At 40.9% G+C, this 20,376-nt stretch carries 20 protein-coding genes and 2 pseudogenes; 11 read left to right on the forward strand and 11 right to left on the reverse strand.

The features are described 5' to 3' along the window. Window positions 1-170 precede the first annotated feature (170 nt). Both D8787_RS00735 and D8787_RS00740 read left to right on the forward strand, forming a co-directional pair. Window positions 171-812: a recombinase family protein gene (locus D8787_RS00735; protein WP_125420116.1), complete on the forward strand. Its 642-nt coding sequence runs from the start codon at window positions 171-173 to the stop codon at window positions 810-812. A gap of 247 nt (window positions 813-1,059) precedes the next feature. Next, entirely contained in the window at window positions 1,060-3,912 is a 2,853-nt protein-coding gene (locus D8787_RS00740) for an LPXTG cell wall anchor domain-containing protein (RefSeq protein WP_260471366.1), read from the forward strand. A 290-nt stretch (window positions 3,913-4,202) separates the two neighbouring features. Here the strand turns inward: D8787_RS00740 and D8787_RS00745 are convergent, their stop codons facing one another. Further along, window positions 4,203-4,832, reverse strand: coding sequence for an MBL fold metallo-hydrolase (locus D8787_RS00745; RefSeq protein ID WP_125420118.1), 630 nt, complete (start codon window positions 4,830-4,832; stop codon window positions 4,203-4,205). Window positions 4,833-4,955: 123 nt separating this feature from the next. Next, a complete protein-coding gene (locus D8787_RS00750) occupies window positions 4,956-5,219 on the reverse strand; it encodes a hypothetical protein (RefSeq protein WP_049521217.1) in 264 nt (87 codons plus the stop codon). Between the two features lie 344 nt (window positions 5,220-5,563). Between D8787_RS00750 and D8787_RS00755 the strand changes: the two genes are divergently transcribed. Both D8787_RS00755 and dtd read left to right on the forward strand, forming a co-directional pair. After that, window positions 5,564-7,786: a RelA/SpoT family protein gene (locus D8787_RS00755; RefSeq protein ID WP_125420120.1), complete on the forward strand. Its 2,223-nt coding sequence runs from the start codon at window positions 5,564-5,566 to the stop codon at window positions 7,784-7,786. Window positions 7,787-7,815: 29 nt separating this feature from the next. Next, window positions 7,816-8,259, forward strand: a complete 444-nt coding sequence (gene dtd, locus D8787_RS00760) for a D-aminoacyl-tRNA deacylase (RefSeq protein WP_042900569.1) — start codon at window positions 7,816-7,818, stop codon at window positions 8,257-8,259. 38 nt (window positions 8,260-8,297) lie between these two features. On the opposite strand, the pseudogene D8787_RS12025 reads toward dtd, so the two are convergent. From D8787_RS12025 to D8787_RS00790, 6 genes and pseudogenes are all read right to left on the reverse strand, one after another. Next, window positions 8,298-8,588, reverse strand: a pseudogene (locus D8787_RS12025) (threonyl-tRNA synthetase); the annotation flags it as partial. 76 nt (window positions 8,589-8,664) lie between these two features. Continuing rightward, complete coding sequence (locus D8787_RS11375; protein WP_185776719.1) at window positions 8,665-8,817, reverse strand: hypothetical protein; 153 nt, start codon at window positions 8,815-8,817, stop codon at window positions 8,665-8,667. An 18-nt stretch (window positions 8,818-8,835) separates the two neighbouring features. After that, window positions 8,836-9,249 carry a hypothetical protein gene (locus tag D8787_RS00775; RefSeq protein WP_125420122.1) on the reverse strand — a complete coding sequence of 138 codons (414 nt, stop codon included), beginning with the start codon at window positions 9,247-9,249 and terminating at the stop codon, window positions 8,836-8,838. A 119-nt stretch (window positions 9,250-9,368) separates the two neighbouring features. Beyond that, window positions 9,369-10,079 (reverse strand): nicotinamide mononucleotide transporter, encoded by a 711-nt coding sequence (locus tag D8787_RS00780; RefSeq protein ID WP_185776720.1) that lies wholly within the window; start codon window positions 10,077-10,079, stop codon window positions 9,369-9,371. Beyond that, window positions 10,036-10,230 (reverse strand): hypothetical protein, encoded by a 195-nt coding sequence (locus D8787_RS12030; RefSeq protein ID WP_125420124.1) that lies wholly within the window; start codon window positions 10,228-10,230, stop codon window positions 10,036-10,038. The genes D8787_RS00780 and D8787_RS12030 overlap by 44 nt, the downstream gene beginning before the upstream one ends. Then, window positions 10,196-10,846, reverse strand: a complete 651-nt coding sequence (locus tag D8787_RS00790) for a metal-dependent transcriptional regulator (RefSeq protein WP_125420126.1) — start codon at window positions 10,844-10,846, stop codon at window positions 10,196-10,198. Before D8787_RS00790 ends, D8787_RS12030 begins: the two co-directional genes overlap by 35 nt. Before the next feature lie 111 nt (window positions 10,847-10,957). Here D8787_RS00790 and D8787_RS00795 point away from each other — a divergent pair, with 111 nt between their 5' ends. Further along, window positions 10,958-11,800, forward strand: coding sequence for a metallophosphoesterase family protein (locus tag D8787_RS00795; protein ID WP_185761608.1), 843 nt, complete (start codon window positions 10,958-10,960; stop codon window positions 11,798-11,800). 75 nt (window positions 11,801-11,875) lie between these two features. Next, window positions 11,876-12,313 (forward strand): Rrf2 family transcriptional regulator, encoded by a 438-nt coding sequence (locus D8787_RS00800; RefSeq protein ID WP_125420130.1) that lies wholly within the window; start codon window positions 11,876-11,878, stop codon window positions 12,311-12,313. 55 nt (window positions 12,314-12,368) lie between these two features. On the opposite strand, the gene D8787_RS00805 is transcribed toward D8787_RS00800, so the two are convergent. Beyond that, window positions 12,369-13,442, reverse strand: a complete 1,074-nt coding sequence (locus D8787_RS00805; protein WP_125420132.1) for a DUF2974 domain-containing protein — start codon at window positions 13,440-13,442, stop codon at window positions 12,369-12,371. Between the two features lie 155 nt (window positions 13,443-13,597). Here D8787_RS00805 and D8787_RS00810 point away from each other — a divergent pair, with 155 nt between their 5' ends. The 4 genes and pseudogenes from D8787_RS00810 to D8787_RS00825 all read left to right on the forward strand — a co-directional run bounded on the left by D8787_RS00810 (window position 13,598) and on the right by D8787_RS00825 (window position 16,788). Then, window positions 13,598-14,275, forward strand: coding sequence for a response regulator transcription factor (locus D8787_RS00810; RefSeq protein WP_000548993.1), 678 nt, complete (start codon window positions 13,598-13,600; stop codon window positions 14,273-14,275). Next, the gene (locus D8787_RS00815; protein WP_125420134.1) at window positions 14,268-15,242 is read left to right on the forward strand and encodes a sensor histidine kinase; all 975 of its coding nucleotides are present in this window, start codon (window positions 14,268-14,270) and stop codon (window positions 15,240-15,242) included. The genes D8787_RS00810 and D8787_RS00815 overlap by 8 nt, the downstream gene beginning before the upstream one ends. A 75-nt stretch (window positions 15,243-15,317) precedes the next feature. Continuing rightward, window positions 15,318-15,554 (forward strand): annotated as a pseudogene (locus D8787_RS00820) (ABC transporter permease); the annotation flags it as partial. Window positions 15,555-15,738: 184 nt separating this feature from the next. Further along, complete coding sequence (locus tag D8787_RS00825; protein ID WP_125420136.1) at window positions 15,739-16,788, forward strand: DUF389 domain-containing protein; 1,050 nt, start codon at window positions 15,739-15,741, stop codon at window positions 16,786-16,788. Window positions 16,789-17,031: 243 nt separating this feature from the next. On the opposite strand, the gene thrS is transcribed toward D8787_RS00825, so the two are convergent. Beyond that, window positions 17,032-18,975, reverse strand: coding sequence for a threonine--tRNA ligase (thrS, locus tag D8787_RS00835; protein ID WP_125420138.1), 1,944 nt, complete (start codon window positions 18,973-18,975; stop codon window positions 17,032-17,034). A 53-nt stretch (window positions 18,976-19,028) separates the two neighbouring features. Then, on the reverse strand, window positions 19,029-19,352 hold the full coding sequence (locus tag D8787_RS00840; RefSeq protein WP_061439696.1) for a hypothetical protein: 324 nt from the start codon (window positions 19,350-19,352) through the stop codon (window positions 19,029-19,031). Window positions 19,353-19,855: 503 nt separating this feature from the next. Between D8787_RS00840 and rpsO the strand changes: the two genes are divergently transcribed. After that, the gene (gene rpsO, locus D8787_RS00845) at window positions 19,856-20,125 is read left to right on the forward strand and encodes a 30S ribosomal protein S15 (protein ID WP_001018251.1); all 270 of its coding nucleotides are present in this window, start codon (window positions 19,856-19,858) and stop codon (window positions 20,123-20,125) included. Window positions 20,126-20,376: the final 251 nt, after the last annotated feature.

Consider the following 20,376-nt stretch of genomic DNA (forward strand, 5'->3'; position numbering starts at 1 on the left):
GTAAAACTCCTATCATTATACCTTCCCTATCTATGTACACCCTAAAAAGTTAGATAGAATAATCTAGCTTTTGGGGTGTAGTTCATAGGGATTATGAAATTGAAGTCTTTTCTTATTTTAAAATTCATAGTAAAATATCCCTCTGTATCAAGATAACAGGAGGATTTTTTATGTCTCAAAAGACTATCAACATAGGCTACGCCCGTGTATCTACTCATAAGCAAGACCTAGGATTGAAAGTGCAAATCGAAGCTCTCAAACATTGCGATAAACTTTTTATAGAAAAGGAATCTGGTGCAAATAACACTCGTCCTGAACTCACAAAAGCCTTAAAACTGGCCTCTGACTTTTCGAAAGATGGCAAGCAGGTTACTTTCACTATCTATAAGTTAGATAGATTGACTCGATCTATGTTTAAGTTGCTAGAACTTATTAAACTATTTAATGAATCTAATATTCATCTAGTCAGTTTGCATGAAAAACTAGAAACAGATTCTCTTATTGGCAGGTTACTTTGCATTATTTTAGGATTTGTGGCAGAAAATGAGCTGGAAAATCTGAGGTTTCGTACAAAAGAAGGACTTCGAAAAGCTAAGGAAAATGGTGTTAGATTAGGAGCAAAACGGATTTCAAAAGAAAAGGAGGAGCGGATACTTAACAAATATCTACATTCAAATATAAGCATACGTAATATTGCAAAAGCTGAACAAATTTCTACATCAACCCTATATAAAGTGTTAGAACGTAATAAAGTGGCGAACAATCGTCAAAAAAAACGGAAAATCATTGCTAAAAACAGGGAAAAATGGTAGAATAAAGCCGTAAAATTGTTTCGATTAACGACCGTTAAAAATTTAAAAATTATTAAGATATGTAATAGTGTAATAGCTGTATTGTTCAGTTAATGGATGAAGGTTCATTTAAGGCTTCTATCAAGAACATTAAATGTTTAGATAATGAGTTGGCTCAAAATTTTGCTTTTGTGATCTTGAAAGGAAGTTGATTTTGTTATTTTATAAGCCTAAAAAGGCAATTATATATTCCTGAGGAGGAAAAATTATGAATAAACTAACTAAACTAGGTATTGTCACTTTCTCTGCTGTCACTCTTAGTGCTGCCGTGCCAACTTTGGTGCGTGCCGAAGAAAACGTTGCGCCGCAGCCAAATGCTGCTGCTAGACCTAACACTACTCAACCAACACCTGCACCAAAACCTAATGGTAGCTGGGTTGATTTCAGTATGCTCGATCCAATTGCTAAGCCAAAGCCAGGCAAAGAAGTTTCGAAACCTGCTGAAAAGCCGGTAGAAGAGCCCGCACCTGTCGAAAAACCTTCGACCGAGGGCAATGTTCTTGCAAACGGAACAGATGAGGCTATCGCAGAGGACAAGAAAAATGCTGAGATCGAGAAAAAATACAATGTCGATCCAAGCAACCAACTCCCTGAGCCAGGTCTGCTAATCGAGACTCCTGAGCCAGAACATCCTCTAACAAATCCTGAGGAGATGAAGAAAAAAGAGGTAGAAGATTTAGCATACAAAGCTGGCGCAGTTATGTCTATGACTAAAGAAGAGAACGACAAAATTCGACGTGAAGCTAATCGAAAATTTTATGCGCTTGGTGGAATAGATTTAGACAAATTTTTAGCAACACCAGTTCCTGGAACAAATGGGCAAGGTTTTCCTACTTTAGTAGACTCGACTCGTCGAACATACAGAATCCAAGCAGATTTCTTAGATGCTGATCGTGTCAAGGAGCATGGATACACTACTGAATCAAGAATTGATGTTCCAAAATATGCAACAGTTGTCTCGTTAAATTTCGATACTGATAGAGATAGTGCAGATGGAATACTAACAGCAAAAAAATTCTCCGACTACACTTTTAGCCACGTCGTAAAATCAGCTGCAGACCATCCAGATATCGACCCAGATCCAAAAGTTGTCAGAGTTAGTTATGATGCAGCTTATGCATTGCGTGGTTCCGGCTACAAAAATGGTAAAGGAGACGAGCTTTTTCGCTACTATTTTATTTATACTAAAAATAAACCAGTAGAAGAAAAACCAACACCGAAAGATCCGCAACCAGCGGAAATGGAAAAACCTGCTGGAATTTCGAAACCAGCGGAGACAGTTGAACCAACTGTGCAGCCAAAACCAGCTGAAAACAAGCCGGTTGAAAATCCAACTCCAACTCCAAAACCAGCAGAAACCCCTCAACCAGAGGTTAAGCCAGCTGATAAACCACAACCTGCTAAGCCAGTGCAACCAGCAGAGAACAAGCCGGTTGAAAATAAACCTGCTGAAACACCTGTTCCAACTCCAAAACCAGCAGAAACCCCTCAACCAGAGGTTAAACCTACAGAGCAACGACAGCCTACTCAGCCAGTAAAACCAGCTGAGAACAAGCCGATTGAAAATAAATCTGCTGAAACGCCCGTTCCAACTTCAAAACCAGTAGAAACCCCTCAACCAGAGGTTAAGCCAGCTGATAAACCACAACCTGCTAAGCCAGTGCAACCAGCAGAGAAGCCAAGTGAGAATCCAAGTTCTTCTGAAAAACCAGCTGAGCAAGTAAAACCTGAAGTTAAACCAGCAGAGCAACCGCAGGAAAATAACAGAAAACCAGTGAGAAGATGGCATCTACGTGACGGAAGCGTTCATGAACACCCTGTTGTTACCTACGCAGATATTGTAGCACCACTTCCTATCAGTGATATGAAGGAAACTCCTATCAATGGAATATGGACTGCTGAAAAAGATTTTATCAATAACAAACCAAGATTAACTTTTTTTTGGGGCAGTGGGAATAGGTATTTAGAAGAAAATGGGAGGGAATTTTCTCGTGAAGAATTGTTGAAAAGCGATATATTTATGCGTCCGATTCGAGTGAAAATTCCAGAGTTGGAAGGTAGAAACTATGAAGCGTATACAATTTATACAGGTATTTTTGATGGAAAAACAGGACATGTTGAACTAAACAAAAACACTAACATCACAGGTCAAGGTTATATGGTTTTCCGCACTAAAAAAGAAGACAATGATGTGGAAGTCTATCAATTTTCGAAAAATAGGCAGTTAACACCACTTTATCACCGTTATCAGCTAAATGAGAGAGGAAGAAGCGTGGGAGAGTTTGGTCTATACGCAGAAGTTTATCAAACTTACGTTTTCTTATTTAAGAACCACACCGAAAAACCAGCCGACCAAGCAAAACCAGAAGTCAAGCCAAGTGAAAATCCTGTAAATCCAGTTACACCAGTTGCTCCAATAACACCGACAACTCCCGTAACGCCTACGCTTAATCCAGCCATCCCAAACAATACTCGTGTTCTTTCGAGCATAGCTGGAAACGTTCAAGTATATGGTTCAGAAGCAACACTCAAAAATGTCAGATATATCAGGGTAGAAGAAACCAAGTCGAATTCACTTGAATCAAAAAAATACAAGGCCTTCGACATTCATCTGTATGACGCGAGAGGCAAGGCTATTCAGCCAAACGGCTGGGTTACGGTTAGCGTGTTGGCAAACCAGCCAGTGGAAAATGTTTACTACGTGAATCAAAACGGCAGCTTGTTTGCGCTTGATTTCAAACAAAATGCCGATAAGGTGACTTTTGAAACTAACCACTTTAGTATCTATGCTATGACTTTTAAAGTTGCCGCAAGCCGCGATAACGGAGGTAGTACAACTCCTGTTCCAGTTGTAAATAGTAGTAATACGGAACAAAAAGGAAATGACGTAAATAGTACAAAAACTCAAGCTGAGCCGTTAGCAACTAAGACTGAAACTATTTCGAAACAAGTAGCTAAGATTTTGCCAAATACTGGAGAAAATAACTCAATTCTCGCCACCCTATTTGGAATGTTAACTCTAACTGCTGGATTATTTAGCTTTCGTAAGGAGTCAGAATAACTCCAATTCATAGTTTATCTATCAATTATTTTAGACTGTGAAAAAATCAATTTGAGGAGATGATTTAGAAAATCTTTTCATGATAAAACGCATAATATCAAATTTTCTACATCTGATATTATGCGTTTTTTATAATTCTAAAATAGTATAAATATAGTGAGATGAAATAAAATCTGAATAAATCGATTGGAAAATTGAAAGTAATTTAGAAAAATGAATTAGAAGCCATGTTGTACTATTCTAACGTCAAACTGCTATAGTTTACTTAAATTTCGATTATCATCATCTTTCTAGAAAAAAGGATTGAAAGTTTTTTCGTGAGCGATGGTTGTAGCTGGACCATGTCCTGGATAGACATCGTAGTTTGGTAGGGTGAAAAGTTGGGTCTGGATACTATGGAGGAGTTGCTCCATGCTACCAGTCGGAAGGTCCGTCCGTCCGATTGTTTCACGGAATAGAGCATCACCTGTCAAGACCAAATGAGCTTGCGGAAAGACGATAGAAACGCCACCGATAGAGTGACCTGGTGTTGGCAAGACAGTGAAACGAAATTCCTCCAGTTGATATTCCTTATGAAAGATAAAGGTGTGTTCAGCAGGTTCTGCGATCACATCTGCCATATCATCATGACGAGGGAGACCAGAGAGATTATCGACAGGAGTATAGAGCCAGTTAGCTTCACTCTCTGCGATATAGACAGGAGGATTGCCAAAAGTCTCGCGAACCAAGTCCAGACTCATGATATGGTCATAATGGGCGTGGGTCAATAGAATGGCACAGATCGGTTTGTTGATCTTCTCGATGGTCTGACGAATGGCTTCCCAATGGCTACCAGGATCAACGACGATGAGGTGCTTTTCACCTTCTAGGTAATAGGTGTTTTCATAGGCAACGGGATTCACAGTTTTATGGATTTTCATATTGACTCCAATCTCAAAGAATGTACTAAGATAAGTATAGCACAGTTGGGGAAAATAGGTAAGCATTTAGGATGAACTTAAAAACCAGCATGACTAGATGAAGACAGGCTGGTTATCAATTTATCAATATTGGAGAGGTGTCAATTGCCCTTCATAGGTTGCATAAACTCCGTCATTAGCTTGTTTGATGGATGTGATGTTTAGAGTGCCACCGTAGTTGGCTTCTCGTTTATCGCTATATTCACTATAACTTATCCTATTGGGCAGGTTCTGGTCGTTAGCATAGTATTGAACGACTGTTTTTTTATAGCTTTGCTGGCTGAATAGAAACAGGCAGCTAACTCCTAACACTAGGAGAGCAAAGATAGAAATAGCAGTTTTTTTCATAGGTGTTCTCCTTATAAACTAAAGGATAGAAGAAAGTATCTTGAGGATTTTTAATTCCAAAATCCAGTCAAGGTACCAGTGTATGTGACACGAGTTCCACCGTTTATTTTTCGTATCTTCAATGGAATTGGGGAAGTCAGAAAGTCTTTGGGTTACAATATGGTTTCCGTTCTTCTATCTCTCCTTCTATCACCTAAGTTTTAAATCTAACTTCGTAATATATTATAGACCAATAATTCAGAATTATCAAGCAATTCTGAATTATTTTTTTCTTATTCTGTTCCAATCTAGTTTTCATATTCTTAAAAAAGTGATAAAATGGTAGGAAGAATTGGAGAGTAGAGATGCCAAAAGAAGTGAATTTAACAGGCGATGAGGTTGTCGCTTTAACGCAAAAATATTTATCAAAAGAAGATGTTGCTTTTGTTCATAAGGCCTTGGTCTATGCTGTTGAATGCCACAGTGGCCAGTATCGGAAATCTGGCGAACCTTATATCATTCATCCTATCCAAGTGGCAGGTATTTTAGCCAAACTCAAGCTGGATGCTGTAACGGTAGCTTGTGGTTTCTTGCATGACGTGGTAGAAGATACAGAAGCGACCTTGGATGATTTGGAAAGAGAGTTTGGTCCTGATGTGCGGGTAATCGTAGATGGGGTTACCAAGCTTGGTAAAGTTAAATACAAGTCTCACGAGGAGCAATTAGCTGAAAATCATCGCAAGATGCTTATGGCCATGTCTGAGGACATCCGTGTTATCTTGGTCAAACTGTCAGACCGTTTGCACAATATGCGGACGCTTAAACACCTTCGAAAAGACAAGCAGGAGCGCATTTCCAAAGAAACTATGGAAATCTATGCCCCACTTGCCCATCGTTTGGGGATTTCCAGTGTCAAATGGGAATTGGAAGACCTATCTTTCCGTTATCTCAATCCTACGGAGTTTTATAAGATTACCCATATGATGAAGGAAAAGCGCAGAGAGCGTGAGGCCTTGGTGGATGAGGTGGTCACAAAATTAGAAAATTATACGACGGATCGTCACTTGAAAGGGAAGATTTACGGTCGTCCCAAGCATATTTACTCAATTTTCCGTAAAATGCAGGATAAGAGAAAACGGTTTGAGGAAATCTATGATTTGATTGCCATTCGTTGTATTTTAGATACCCAAAGTGATGTTTATGCCATGCTTGGTTATGTGCATGAGCTTTGGAAACCCATGCCTGGTCGCTTTAAGGACTACATCGCTAACCGCAAGGCCAATGGTTACCAGTCTATCCATACGACTGTTTATGGTCCAAAAGGCCCGATCGAATTCCAAATTCGGACCAAGGCCATGCACGAGGTAGCTGAGTACGGGGTTGCGGCTCACTGGGCTTATAAGAAAGGCATCAAGGGGCAGGTCAATAGCAAGGAATCAGCTATTGGGATGAACTGGATCAAGGAGATGATGGAACTCCAAGACCAGGCCGATGATGCTAAGGAATTTGTGGACTCTGTCAAGGAAAACTATCTGGCAGAGGAGATTTACGTCTTTACCCCAGACGGTGCTGTCCGTTCCCTTCCAAAAGATTCAGGACCGATTGACTTTGCCTACGAAATCCATACCAAAGTCGGGGAAAAAGCGACTGGTGCCAAGGTCAATGGTCGCATGGTTCCACTGACAACCAAGCTCAAGACAGGGGATCAGGTTGAAATTGTTACCAACCCGAACTCCTTTGGACCGAGCCGTGATTGGCTCAATATGGTCAAGACCAGCAAGGCGCGTAACAAGATTCGTCAGTTCTTTAAAAATCAAGATAAGGAATTGTCTGTCAACAAGGGTCGTGAGATGTTGATGGCCCAGTTCCAAGAAAATGGCTATGTGGCCAATAAATTTATGGACAAGCGCCACATGGACCAAGTTCTACAAAAGACCAGCTACAAGACAGAAGAATCCCTCTTTGCGGCCATTGGTTTTGGCGAAATCGGTGCTATTACTGTCTTTAATCGTCTGACTGAAAAGGAACGCCGTGAGGAAGAACGTGCCAAGGCCAAGGCTGAAGCAGAAGAACTTGTTAAAGGTGGCGAGGTCAAGGTTGAAAATAAAGAAACCCTCAAGGTCAAGCATGAGGGTGGTGTGGTCATTGAAGGTGCCTCAGGTCTCCTTGTGCGAATTGCCAAGTGCTGTAATCCAGTTCCTGGTGATGATATTGTCGGCTATATCACCAAGGGGCGTGGTGTGGCTATTCACCGTGTGGACTGTATGAACTTACGGGCTCAAGAAAACTACGAGCAACGTCTCCTTGATGTGGAATGGGAAGATCAGTACTCTAGCTCAAATAAGGAGTATATGGCCCATATCGATATCTACGGTCTCAACCGTACAGGACTGTTGAACGATGTACTACAAGTTCTCTCAAACACAACCAAGAATATATCAACAGTCAACGCCCAACCAACCAAGGATATGAAATTTGCCAATATCCATGTGTCCTTCGGCATTGCCAACCTCTCTACACTGACTTCGGTCGTGGACAAGATTAAGAGTGTGCCAGAAGTTTACTCTGTCAAACGGACCAACGGTTAATTGTCTGAGCTCTTACTAGAAAGGCTATTATGAAAATCATTATCCAACGGGTTAAAAAAGCCCAAGTCAGTATTCAAGGTCAGGTGCAGGGAAAAATCAATCAAGGCCTCTTATTGCTGGTGGGTGTTGGACCAGAGGACCAAGAGGAAGATTTGGACTATGCTGTGAGAAAGCTTGTCAATATGCGGATTTTTTCAGACGCAGAAGGCAAGATGAATTTGTCTGTCAAGGATATTGAAGGAGAAATCCTTTCTATTTCACAGTTTACCCTCTTTGCGGATACCAAGAAAGGCAATCGTCCAGCCTTTACAGGTGCAGCCAAGCCTGATATGGCATCGGACTTCTATGATGCTTTCAATCAAAAATTAGCACAAGAAGTGCCCGTTCAGACAGGTATCTTTGGAGCGGATATGCAGGTTGAGCTGGTCAATGATGGACCAGTCACTATTATCCTTGATACTAAAAATAGATAAGAAAGACCAAGCCCAGTCAGCTTGGTTTTTCTTATCTATCATAAAATACTCCAAAATGAAATCGGTTCTTGATAGGCTTGGGGGAAGTCTCTTTTCAAGCTTTGGCAGATACGATAGGAAGGGATGAGATGGCCTAGGATGAGGAGAACTCCTTGAAGGAAAAGTGGAATATTACTTAAACATATCAAGGAGAGAATGATCAGGCTATCCCATAGGAGGATTTGTAAGGCAAAGCGCCAGAATCTCGGTCTAATCTGGGAATAGAGTTGACTAAAGTGGTCACAAAGTTGGTTGGAAAGATAGATCAACAGTACAGGATGAAAGAAAATAATACTCTTCGAAAATCAAATTCAAACCACGTCAGCGTCGCCTTACCGTACTCAAGTACAGCTTGCGGCTAGCTTCCTAGTTTGCTCTTTGATTTTCATTGAGTATGAGCCAACCGCTATAAATCAAAATCCAATCCCAAGTGAGTCTATCTTTAAATGTCAAAAATGCCAGCATGATTCCATCGATGATAAGGAGTTGAATGGTTTTGATGAAGATGATTTTTTTCATGCTAAAACCTCCTTTTCCTTAGAGACACTCCCACAAAGAGATGTGTTTGTCGTAAAAGTCTGGATAGTTTTCTCTTAGGTAGTCTGTTGTCCTATAATATAAAGTAGAATGACAAGCAGTGACGATTGGCATAAGAGTGTAAAAGCGCTGAGAACTAATGAAGGTTAAAAGGACAAAAAATAGAAAATCAATGGAGAGAACCCCTAAATAGTAGAAGCGAATCTTTTTACTGATTTGAGGATAAATCTCAGCGAATTGATGTTTGAGTCGGACAAGCAAGCGAAATAGCAGAAGTAGCTGAGCAAGGATGAAAATAAAACCAGAGAGCAAGAGCCACTCAAAAGATGTCTCGAGTCTAGTGATAAAAAATGCAAATAGTAGTAAATCAATGACTGCAATTGCTGTAAAATGGATTCTAAAGAGTTTTTTCATGACAAGACCTCCCTCTTTTATCTAGCTTTATTCTACTCCAAAAGAATGGGAGTTACAAGTAAAATGATAAAAAATTTTAGTAAGGAGATTCTGTTAGATTTCTTTATTTGATTTCCTTCTTATTGTTCCACTTCTTCATCGTTCCAGACAAACAAAGCTCCGATTGCATTGAGGATATAAAAGATGTATTTTCCGATATTGGCAAAGTTTCCTTGAATGCCAGCCTTTGTCAGCTGAACGAAATTGTAAATCAACCAAAAGCCCCACTGAGTTGTCAGTTTCAATGCGTTCAAAGCATTGGCAATGAGGGATAGTGCAAAGGCAATAGTTGTTACGTAGGCGAGGAGATTCATCTTGCCCCCATAGCCGATATAGTTGGTCACAAAGGCAAAGAGGAAGGCGATGATGGAAATGATGATGGCCGCCAATTTTAGCTGTTTTTGGCTCATTTGGTTGGGTCTGCCTTCTTGCGAAGCTTCCCATTTCTTAATAGCAAAGGTATAGATAAGGAAGGTGACAGGATAGGTAATGATAGCCGCTTTATTTCCAAGGATATAATCAATGGTACCAGATAAAATCGTATTGATAATACCAAAGTAATTTCCCCATTTGCTTAATTTTCCCGTGAAACGAGTGGACAACATGGAAATCCCAACGTTGGTTACGGAAATCAATCCAAAAGGAACAAGAGCAGTCCATGGTCCCCAGTCTACAAATTTGTCGAGACGTGAGTTGAGGTAACCAGATGCAATTGCAATCCCAACGACCAAAGCAACCCCGAAGAGGTCAAACCATTTGGATGTCGCAAAAATTTTTAGTGATTTTTTCATATGTTAAAATATCTTTCTTTTTTACAAATATTCTACAACTAAATGAAAGTAAAATCAAATGATAGAAATAAAACCCTGAAAATAAAACTTTCAGGGTTGGTTGGGTACTTGAGAAATTAGTCGATTTTCTCGACGTAGAGTTGTTTAGCAATGTCCATACCTACTTGTAAATCCTCATCTTTACTAAGGATAGTGAAGGTGTTGCTGAAGCCATCAAACTGCTTGACTTGGAGCTGGTCACCGATGTGAAGTGAGTGCTTATCCAAATAACTGAGAATGTCAAAACTATCATGCACCCGAGTCAGGCGGTAGGCGCCAGCTTCCTTGATATCAGCTAGTGGGAGGTTATTGATTTCAACTAAGAGTTCTCCCTTGGCAGGAATAGTTCCTCCGTGAGGACAGGTTTTGGGGAATCCAAGCAATTTTTCCAGTCTCTCCACGAATAGCTCAGAGACAGTATGTTCCAAGACCTCAGCCTCCTCGTGAATCTGGTCACTCGTATAGTCTAAATGATGAACTAGAAAAACTTCAATCAAGCGGTGTTTACGGTAGAGTTCAGAGACCAGTTTAAGTCCAAGGTCAGTCAGTAGATAGCCACATTCCTTGTCCTTGAGGATGAGATTTTCACTTTTCATCCGTTTAATCATTTCAGTTACGGCAGGGGGAGAGACTTGCATACGAGCCGCAATTTCCTTGTTGGTGATTTTATGCAGGTCTGTGCCAATTTCATAAATACATTTTAGATAATCTTCTTTATTCGGGGTCATTCGTTTCCTCTTGTCTAATATCTTTATCTAGTATACCAAAAAAAGCTAGATTTCTCTAGCTGTGACTTTTTATGTTATACTTATTGCAAGAGAAAAAACGAGGAGATGAATATGACAAAAATAGCTCTTCTTTCAGATATTCATGGAAATACTACAGCCTTGGAGGCTGTTTTGGCAGATGCTCGGCAGCTAGGAGTGGATGAATACTGGCTTTTGGGAGATATTCTCATGCCAGGGACAGGGCGTAGAAGGATTTTGGACTTGTTGGCTCAACTACCGATTACAGCTAGAGTTTTGGGAAACTGGGAAGATAGTCTGTGGCATGGTGTCCGCAAGGAACTAGATAGTACTCGTCCTAGTCAACGTTATCTCTTGCGCCAGTGCCAGTATGTTTTAGAGGAAATTTCCCTAGAAGAAATCGAATTGCTCCACAATCAACCCCTCCAGATTCATCGTCAGTTTGGGGATTTGACGGTAGGAATTAGCCATCATCTGCCTGATAAGAACTGGGGGCGAGAGTTGATTCATACTGGAGCGCAAGAAGATTTCGACCGCTTGGTGACCAATCCGCCTTGTGATATTGCTGTTTATGGCCATATTCACCAGCAGTTGCTTCGTTACGGGACTGGTGGGCAATTGATTGTCAATCCGGGTTCGATTGGGCAACCTTTCTTTCTAGATGCTCAGTTGCGGAAGGACTTGCGAGCCCAGTATATGATTTTAGAATTTGATGACAAGGGCTTGGTAGATATGGACTTCCGACGGGTGGACTACGATGTGGCAGCTGAATTGCAGCTAGCTAAAGACCTCAAACTTCCCTATTTTGAGGTTTATTATGAAAGTCTGGTCAATGGGATCCACCATACTCATCATCAGGAATTTCTGAGAGAATTGGCCCAGAAAGAGGGCTATGATAGGGAATTAGATGCTTGGTTGAAAAGTGGTAACGATTGACATTACAACTAAAAAGGGTATAATAAAAGAAAAAGAAGAGTAGAGGCAGGGTAGCCTCGTAAAAAGGAGAAGAGGATGCAAATTCCAAGTAGATTTACCATTGCGACTCATATGCTGATTATTATCGCTCTCAAGGGGAAGGAAAGCAAGGTAACCAGTGATTTTCTGGCTGCTAGTGTCGGGGTCAATCCTGTCATTATCAGAAAGACCTTGTCCCAGTTGAAGAAGGCAGAGCTGATTTCAGTAGCGCGTGGAACAGGGGGAACAGATATTGTTAAGGATCTCAAGGATATTAGTCTTTTAGATGTTTATCAAGCGGTTGAGTGTCTTGGTAAGACAGGTCAACTCTTTAGTTTTCATGACAATCCAAATCCAAATTGTCCAGTTGGAGCTCATATTCATGATGTTTTGGATCAAAAATTGGAGAGAATCCAGCTGGCTATGGAGGCTGAACTTGGTCAGACTAGTTTAGAGCAAGTTGTGGCTGATGCAGAGAGTCAGATGAAGGAGTGAATTCTTCTTTAAAGCAAAAAGCTTATGAAAAGGCAAAAACCTTATCATAAGCTTTTTATCTATTCTTCCAGGCTTGGTAACGGGTATCAATCAATAATTGAGTGAGGCGTCCCATGGTTTCCCTTTCTTCTGGAGTGAGGGATTGCGCTTGGATAAAGAGATGATGAATGTGTTCAAGTGCCTTGAAGGAAGATAGGTCATTGATGGAGCTAATCCCAGCATCTAGAATGGTGCCAAAGAAGAGGTCGAAGTAGAGCTGAAGTTCTTCGTCAGGGACTGTCGCTACCCATTCTTTGAAGGTTGTGTCTACTTGTTGACTATCGCTGTTGGTCTTATCCAGTTGGACAAAGTGCTTGTCCTCAATTTGCCAGCTAAAGGTATCGTGCTGGGCGATGCCACCCAAGGCAGTGCTATGAACGATGATTTGGTGGGCAGGAATTTCCAGCATCCTACCGATAATGGAACCTTGTGGAATGAAGACCTTGGTTCTATCCATTATCCTTTGATAACCTTCGGTCTGTGTTAATTCTGTGTGGAGACCAGGTGCATCAAATGTATAAACTGCTACGATTTGATTTTGCAAGCTTTGCTCAATTTGGCTAGCAGCATAGATGGATAAATTTCCTCCCTTGGAATGCCCAGCTAGAATGACCTTTTGCTTAGGATGTTGGGCAAAAAAGTTCTTTAAATAGCGGAGGGCGTGCTTCTGAGCAGGAATTTCCTTCATGTAAGTCAGGTGGAAATCTTCCTTCCAGCCAATGATACTATCATCAGTCCCACGAAAGACAATCAGATAGGTATCGAGAGTGAGGCGGTAGGTCATAGCCGCAAACTGTTTTTGCAGTTCAGGGTCGATGTCGTTGATAAAATGGGAGAGTTTGCAATTTTTGAAGCGTTTATGTTGAGCTAGTTCATCTAATAGATGGAGGCGATTTTTGCTGGTCAACATGTTTGGCTCTCTTGGAACCTGAAGTGCCAGGTCTAAAAGTCGCTGAGGACTTGTGGAGACCAGATTATCAAAGGTGAGGTAGGTAGCTTCTGTTAAGGCTAGAATGTCTAACTCATTCAAAGGTAAGTCGTAAAAGGAATCGTAAGCGACATCTTTCAGGTAGTCAAAAATATTGGCCATAAGAGCTCCTTTCTTTTTATTTATCTTATCAAATTTCCCTTAAATTAGCTACTAGGCTTGCCTCACTATGTTGGCTAAAAACAAGCTATGTCAAATTCAGTTTCAGTCCTTCTAGCATGGAAAAATCTGTTATAATAATAGAAAAGGAGGAGCGCATGCACAAGATTTTATTAGTAGAAGATGATCAGGTTATTCGTCAACAGGTCGGGAAAATGCTCTCTGAATGGGGATTTGAAGTGGTTCTGGTAGAAGACTTTATGGAAGTTTTGAGTCTTTTTGTCCAGTCGGAGCCTCATCTGGTCCTCATGGATATTGGCTTGCCCTTGTTTAATGGCTATCACTGGTGTCAGGAGATTCGCAAGATTTCCAAGGTACCCATCATGTTTCTGTCTTCGAGAGACCAGGCTATGGATATTGTCATGGCAATCAATATGGGGGCGGATGACTTTGTGACCAAGCCTTTTGACCAGCAGGTTCTTTTAGCCAAGGTTCAGGGCTTGTTGCGTCGTTCCTATGAGTTTGGGCGTGACGAGAGTTTACTGGAATACGCTGGTGTTATCCTCAATACCAAATCCATGGATGTACATTATCAAGGGCAAGTCTTGAACTTGACCAAGAATGAGTTTCAGATTTTACGCGTGTTGTTTGAGCATGCAGGCAATATTGTAGCGCGTGACGACCTGATGCGAGAACTTTGGAATAGTGACTTTTTCATTGATGACAATACCCTCTCTGTTAATGTGGCTCGTTTGCGTAAAAAGTTGGAAGAGCAGGGCTTGGTAGGATTTATCGAGACCAAGAAAGGGATAGGGTACGGACTGAAGCATGCTTGATTGGAAACAATTTTTTCTAGCCTATCTGCGCTCCCGTAGTCGTCTGTTTGTCTATCTACTTTCTTTGACGTTTCTGGTTTTGCTCTTTCAGTTTTTATTTGCCAGTTTGGGAATTTACTTTCTCTACTTTTTCCTTCTCTGTTGCTTTGTAACCATCTTATTTTTCACTTGGGACATATTGGTGGAAATGCAGGTCTATCGCCAGGAAATTCTCTATGGGGAGAGGGAAGTCAAATCACCGTTGGAAGTAGCTTTAGCAGAAAAATTAGAAGCGCGTGAGATGGAACTCTATCAGCAGAGGTCTGACGCAGAAAGAAAACTGACGGATTTGCTGGATTACTATACCTTGTGGGTCCATCAGATTAAGACCCCCATTGCAGCCAGTCAACTCTTAGTTGCAGAAGTAGCCGACCGCCAACTGAAGCAGCAATTAGAACAGGAAATTTTCAAGATTGACTCCTATACCAATCTAGTTTTACAATACCTGCGTTTAGAAAGTTTTCATGATGATTTGGTCTTAAAGCAGGTTCAAATTGAGGACCTTGTCAAGGAAATAATTCGTAAATACGCTCTTTTCTTTATTCAAAAAGGCTTAAATGTCAATCTACATGACCTTGATAAAGAAGTCGTGACGGATAAAAAGTGGTTACGAGTGGTTATTGAGCAAATCATCTCAAACAGTCTCAAGTACACTAAGGAAGGTGGCCTAGAGATTTATATGGAGGGGCAAGAGCTTTGTATCAAGGATACAGGAATCGGGATAAAAAACAGTGACGTCCTCCGAGTCTTTGAACGTGGTTTCTCAGGATATAATGGACGCCTAACTCAGCAGTCATCTGGACTTGGACTTTACCTATCTAAGAAAATTTCTGAAGAACTGGGTCACCAGATTCGTATAGAGTCTGAGGTCGGTACAGGAACGACAGTGCGGATTAGATTTGCTCAAGTGAACCTAGTCCTTGAGTGAGCATGATAGATAAGAGCCCAGGATAAAACAACTGGGTTTTTCTATCTTTAACTGTGTATCCTGGTAAATTATTTTATCTACTATAAACAAATCTTTGAGGGATATGAAGACCACGAACGAAAAGGTAGGTCTAGATCAAAAGCAGATTAAGCAAACCAATAACAAGCAAATCTTGACAGTTTTCTTACTTCCTGTAATTTTTGCATTTCTCCATTGGCCTTTGCTTATCATATGCTTAGTTTGGTTCTAGAGGTTATTGAAGTAGTCGATGATAACATGAGGTTGACGATAACTTTCTCTATCTGTTCAATTGATAGATTTCGTCAGAGAAAGACTGTAAAATTTTTGATATAATGTTAAGGATGGACTGACGGATACTTAGAGGATAATTTTCAAAAGAATTACAGGTGAGAAGAAAAATATGTAAGATTGGACAGAAGTCTCTCTACCATCATCCATGTAGAAACAAGATTATATGACATAAAAGGAATAACCAATGACCGGAAACTATTCAACACGTGAATACCGTGAGAAATTATATGATGATCTTCATGTTCGATTAAGAGATACAGTGATTTTGATGTGTGCGATTTTTATTGCCTCTATCGGCCTAAATATGAATTCAACAGCTGTCATTATTGGAGCCATGCTGATTTCTCCTCTTATGACACCGATTGTTGGACTGGGGTTTGGTTTAGCTATTTTTGATACGCGTTTAATCAAGCAATCTCTAGAGGTTTTATTTACTCAAGTATTGGTCAGCTTACTTGTCTCGGCTCTGTATTTCTGGATTTCTCCCTTATCTTATGCAAGTAGCGAATTGATTGCACGAACCTCTCCAACCATTTGGGATGTTCTCATTGCTATTGCTGGTGGGATAGCAGGCGTAATTGGTTCAAGGAAAAAAGAAGCAAACAATATCGTGCCAGGAGTAGCCATTGCAACAGCTCTGATGCCACCTATCTGTACTGCAGGTTACGGTTTAGCTAATGGAAATGTACGATTTTTATTTGGAGCTCTCTATCTTTTCTTGATCAACTGTGTTTTTATCATGCTAATCAATATTGTTGGAACAAGAATTTTGATGAGAAAATCTCCCTTAAGTTCATTTAAAGAGCTAAATATTAAAATGAGAATTGGGTTGATATCCTTGATTGTATTATTGATTCTTCCGGCTAGTTATTCAGCAGTCACTCTGACGATAGATCAAGCGCGAAAAGAAGGAATCAAACAGTTTGTAGGAAAAGAGTTCGCCAATCATACGGTCATTAATCAAGTCTATAAGTCAAGGAACAATGAATTGGTCTTGACGGTTGTTGGAGACCCGATTTCAGAAGAGGAATTAGAAACGCTCCACCAAAAACAAGTCTCTTACGGTATTCAATCTGTTCAATTGAAAGTCAATCAAGTTCATAATTCGACAAAATTAGACGGTGAGATGACCAAGGAATTTTATGAGACCATTAACAAGTATATCGATCAAAAACTCTCCGAAAAAGATTCACAAAAAGATCTCGTAAAAGAAAATGAAGCAGACAAGGAATAAGGATATTGACCTTATCTAACTCATGAAAGCAAGTCTTGTGTGGTGGTTTGGTCAATCACTACTAGCTTGGATTAAATAATACTCTTCGAAAATCAAATTCAAACCACGTCAGCGTCGCCTTACCGTACTCAAGTACAGCTTGCGGCTAGCTTCCTAGTTTGCTTTTTGATTTTCATTGAGTAAAAATATAAAAAGCAACAGCTGTTTCAGTTGTTGCTTTTTAGCTAGCTAGGATTTTATCTCTTATTTCTCAACTCGTGATTTGTTGGCGATATCAGCTAGGATAGCTTGAACAAAGTCATCAACTGAGACAGTTTGTGTTTCTTTTTGGCCATAGCGACGAACGTTGACTGTTCCGTCTTCCATTTCCTTGTCTCCAACGATCAATTGGTAAGGAATCTTGCTTGTTTGTGAAGCACGGATCTTGAACTGCATTTTTTCATTGCGCTCATCTACATCTGCACGGACACCGCGGTCACGGAGTTTCTTAGCCACTTCCCAAGCGTAGTCCACGTGTTTTTCGTTAGATACTGGGATGAGGGTTACTTGGTGAGGTGCAAGCCAAGTTGGGAAGGCACCCTTGTAGTTCTCAATCAAGATAGCTGTGAAGCGTTCCATAGTTGAGATAACTCCACGGTGGATCATAACTGGACGGTGCTCTTCGCCATCAGCTCCGATGTATTTAAGATCGAAGCGTTCTGGAAGCAAGAAGTCAAGTTGGATAGTAGAAAGAGTTTCTTCTTTTCCAAGGGCGGTCTTAACTTGAATATCCAATTTTGGTCCGTAGAAGGCTGCTTCACCTTCGGCTTCAAAGTAGTCAACACCCATTTCATTAAGAGCTGCACGAAGCATGGTTTGGGCATTTTCCCACATCTCATCGTTATCAAAGTACTTGTGAGTATCTTGAGGGTCACGAAGAGAGAGGCGGAAGCGGTATTCAGTCAAGTTGAAATCTTCATAAACATCGATAATCAACTGGAGGGCACGTTGGAATTCTTCTTGGATTTGTTCTGGAGTAACGAAGAGGTGACCGTCGTTGAGCGACATCTCACGCACGCGTTGAAGACCAGTGAGGGCACCAGATTTTTCATAACGGTGCATCATACCGATTTCAGCGATACGGATTGGCAACTCACGGTAAGAGTGAACATGGTGTTTGAAGACTTGGATGTGGTGCGGACAGTTCATTGGACGAAGGACAAATTCTTCCCCGTCACCCATGTCCATAGTTGGGAACATGTCTTCTTGGTAATGATCCCAGTGACCAGAAGTCTTGTAAAGTTCAACAGAAGCAAGTGGTGGAGTGTAGACGTGTTGGTAGCCAGAAGCCAACTCCTTGTCTACGATGTAGCGTTCCAACTCACGACGAATAGTCGCACCATTTGGCAACCAGAATGGCAAACCTTGACCAACCTCTTGAGAAATCATGAAGAGATCAAGCTCTTTACCGAGTTTACGGTGGTCGCGTTCCTTAGCTTCTTCACGCATTTGAAGGTAGTTTTTCAAGTCTTTCTTGTCAAACCAAGCTGTACCGTAGATACGTTGCATCATAGCGTTGTCGCTATTTCCACGCCAGTAAGCACCTGCTACATGGAGAAGGTGGAAGATTTGGATGCGGCCTGTTGATGGGACGTGAGGGCCACGGCAGAGGTCTACATACTCACCTTGACGATAGATAGTCAAACCACCTTCGTCTTCAGAGTGTTCTTCAATCAATTCTAATTTGTAAGGGTCGTTCTTGAAGATTTCACGTGCCTCGTCTTTAGTCACTTCTTCACGAATTGATGGGAAGTTTTCTTTGACAATTTTTTGCATTTCTTCTTCGATACGAGGAAGGTCTTCGTTAGAGATTTGACCAGCTGTGTTGTCTGTATCGTAGTAGAAGCCGTCTTCGATGGCTGGACCAACTCCCAAGTGAATGTCTGGGAAAAGACGACGAGCTGCTTGGGCGAACAAGTGAGCAGCTGAGTGACGCAAGATTGGAAGGGCATCTTCGTGATCAGGTGTCACAATTTCGATGCTTCCATCTTCAGTGATAGCACGAGTAGTGTCGATGAGTTTGCCGTTGAATTTACCAGCCAAGGCCTTTTTAGCTAGGGAATTGCTGATCGATTGGGCAATTTCAAAAGTTGTAACGCCAGATTCGAATTCACGAACAGCGCCATCTGGGAAAGTAATGTTAATCATGATGTTCTCCTTTTTATTATTTCATAGTTTTTAAGCATTGACTTTTTTGCAGACTACTTCCTGGTCTTAATGTTCAATTGCTTTTCTTTATCAGAGAGGAAGTTTTCCATTTCCGTCAGAATGTCTATATCCAGACGTTGAGAAAGTTCTACTAGCCACCAGATATTTTCTGAAAGTTTTTGTTCCAGTGTGTAGGGTGTTTCATCATAGTAGCGTCCTTGCTTTGTCATCACCAATCGTTGGAAATTTCCAATATCATTAGACAAAGCCAAGAGGTCTTCTTCTACCGTCCACTTGGAATCATGATGCTTAACTTCCAGTTCGTGATAAGCTTGTCGGATTGCCCAACTGCGCTCCACTAATTCTTGCAACTCCATAGTTAGCCTCCTCATACAAAAATTGCGACATCCTCGAAAGGACGTCGCAACGTGGTTCCACCTTCATTTATGTTCCTCAAAAAAGAGAGACACCTCTGATTGGCTCTAACGTGGCCACCGTTTTATGTTTTCATAAAAAACTCAAGAGTAGTGTCAGTTTAGGCTTTCTATGCGTTTCCAGCAACCACGCACTCTCTAGTAGAAAGGGACTAAGTGACTTGTCTCTATGGATTATTATAGCATGATTGTGAAAATTTTCAAGATATTTGTAGATTTTTTTGAATTTCCTTGTTGGAAAGGCGTTGGTAATCAGCTATGGTAATATTAGCAGAAATTGGCAATCTTAATTGTGTTAGTGAAGCAAAGAGAAAGAAAGTAAATCTGTTGACAAAGATGTTAGTTATTGGTAGAATAGGGATTGTCGTAAAGACAAATAACTTCTTCTTGGTTGCAGGCATGCCAACCTGTCACTCGGATGAAGCCAAATAAAAAGGAGAAACATCATGGCAATCTCAAAAGAGAAAAAAAATGAAATCATCGCACAATATGCACGTCACGAAGGTGATACAGGTTCAGTAGAGGTTCAAGTTGCTGTCCTTACTTGGGAAATCAACCACCTTAACGAACACATCAAACAACACAAAAAAGACCACGCTACTTACCGTGGGTTGATGAAGAAAATCGGTCGCCGTCGTAACTTGCTTGCATACTTGCGTAAAAACGACGTTAACCGTTACCGTGAGTTAATCAACTCTCTAGGACTTCGTCGCTAATCTGCTTTATTTTCCACTTACATTGCGTTGTCACCTTACCTCGATATACTCAAGTATAATCTTCGGTTACGGTTCCTAGCACTGTAAGGTAAAATAAACCAGATCTTCTCCCTTCGGGGAGATTTTTTGTTTCACTAAAAATTTTGTACAATCTTCGCCTCGTCGCCTAGTCAATAAACGGTTTATCCAGCAAGACTGGAGCTCTCTGATTTTCAGAGGGCTTTTTTATTGAGGTTTTATCGGTCACAATT

Origin of the sequence: Streptococcus mitis (genome assembly GCF_003944325.1) — a bacterium.
In the GTDB taxonomy this organism is placed as follows: domain Bacteria; phylum Bacillota; class Bacilli; order Lactobacillales; family Streptococcaceae; genus Streptococcus; species Streptococcus mitis_CW.

Coding starts and splice junctions, on each gene's coding strand:
- D8787_RS00780 (WP_185776720.1), bottom strand. CDS start 10,079: ATGAAAAAATCACTAAAAATTTTTGCGACATCCAAATGGTTTGACCTC.
- D8787_RS00810 (WP_000548993.1), top strand. CDS start 13,598: ATGCACAAGATTTTATTAGTAGAAGATGATCAGGTTATTCGTCAACAG.
- D8787_RS00840 (WP_061439696.1), bottom strand. CDS start 19,352: ATGGAGTTGCAAGAATTAGTGGAGCGCAGTTGGGCAATCCGACAAGCT.
- D8787_RS00735 (WP_125420116.1), top strand. CDS start 171: ATGTCTCAAAAGACTATCAACATAGGCTACGCCCGTGTATCTACTCAT.
- D8787_RS00815 (WP_125420134.1), top strand. CDS start 14,268: ATGCTTGATTGGAAACAATTTTTTCTAGCCTATCTGCGCTCCCGTAGT.
- D8787_RS00775 (WP_125420122.1), bottom strand. CDS start 9,249: ATGAAAAAACTCTTTAGAATCCATTTTACAGCAATTGCAGTCATTGAT.
- D8787_RS11375 (WP_185776719.1), bottom strand. CDS start 8,817: ATGAAAAAAATCATCTTCATCAAAACCATTCAACTCCTTATCATCGAT.
- thrS (WP_125420138.1), bottom strand. CDS start 18,975: ATGATTAACATTACTTTCCCAGATGGCGCTGTTCGTGAATTCGAATCT.
- D8787_RS00745 (WP_125420118.1), bottom strand. CDS start 4,832: ATGAAAATCCATAAAACTGTGAATCCCGTTGCCTATGAAAACACCTAT.
- D8787_RS00790 (WP_125420126.1), bottom strand. CDS start 10,846: ATGACCCCGAATAAAGAAGATTATCTAAAATGTATTTATGAAATTGGC.
- D8787_RS00740 (WP_260471366.1), top strand. CDS start 1,060: ATGAATAAACTAACTAAACTAGGTATTGTCACTTTCTCTGCTGTCACT.
- D8787_RS00825 (WP_125420136.1), top strand. CDS start 15,739: ATGACCGGAAACTATTCAACACGTGAATACCGTGAGAAATTATATGAT.
- D8787_RS00750 (WP_049521217.1), bottom strand. CDS start 5,219: ATGAAAAAAACTGCTATTTCTATCTTTGCTCTCCTAGTGTTAGGAGTT.
- rpsO (WP_001018251.1), top strand. CDS start 19,856: ATGGCAATCTCAAAAGAGAAAAAAAATGAAATCATCGCACAATATGCA.
- D8787_RS00755 (WP_125420120.1), top strand. CDS start 5,564: ATGCCAAAAGAAGTGAATTTAACAGGCGATGAGGTTGTCGCTTTAACG.
- D8787_RS00805 (WP_125420132.1), bottom strand. CDS start 13,442: ATGGCCAATATTTTTGACTACCTGAAAGATGTCGCTTACGATTCCTTT.
- dtd (WP_042900569.1), top strand. CDS start 7,816: ATGAAAATCATTATCCAACGGGTTAAAAAAGCCCAAGTCAGTATTCAA.
- D8787_RS00800 (WP_125420130.1), top strand. CDS start 11,876: ATGCAAATTCCAAGTAGATTTACCATTGCGACTCATATGCTGATTATT.
- D8787_RS00795 (WP_185761608.1), top strand. CDS start 10,958: ATGACAAAAATAGCTCTTCTTTCAGATATTCATGGAAATACTACAGCC.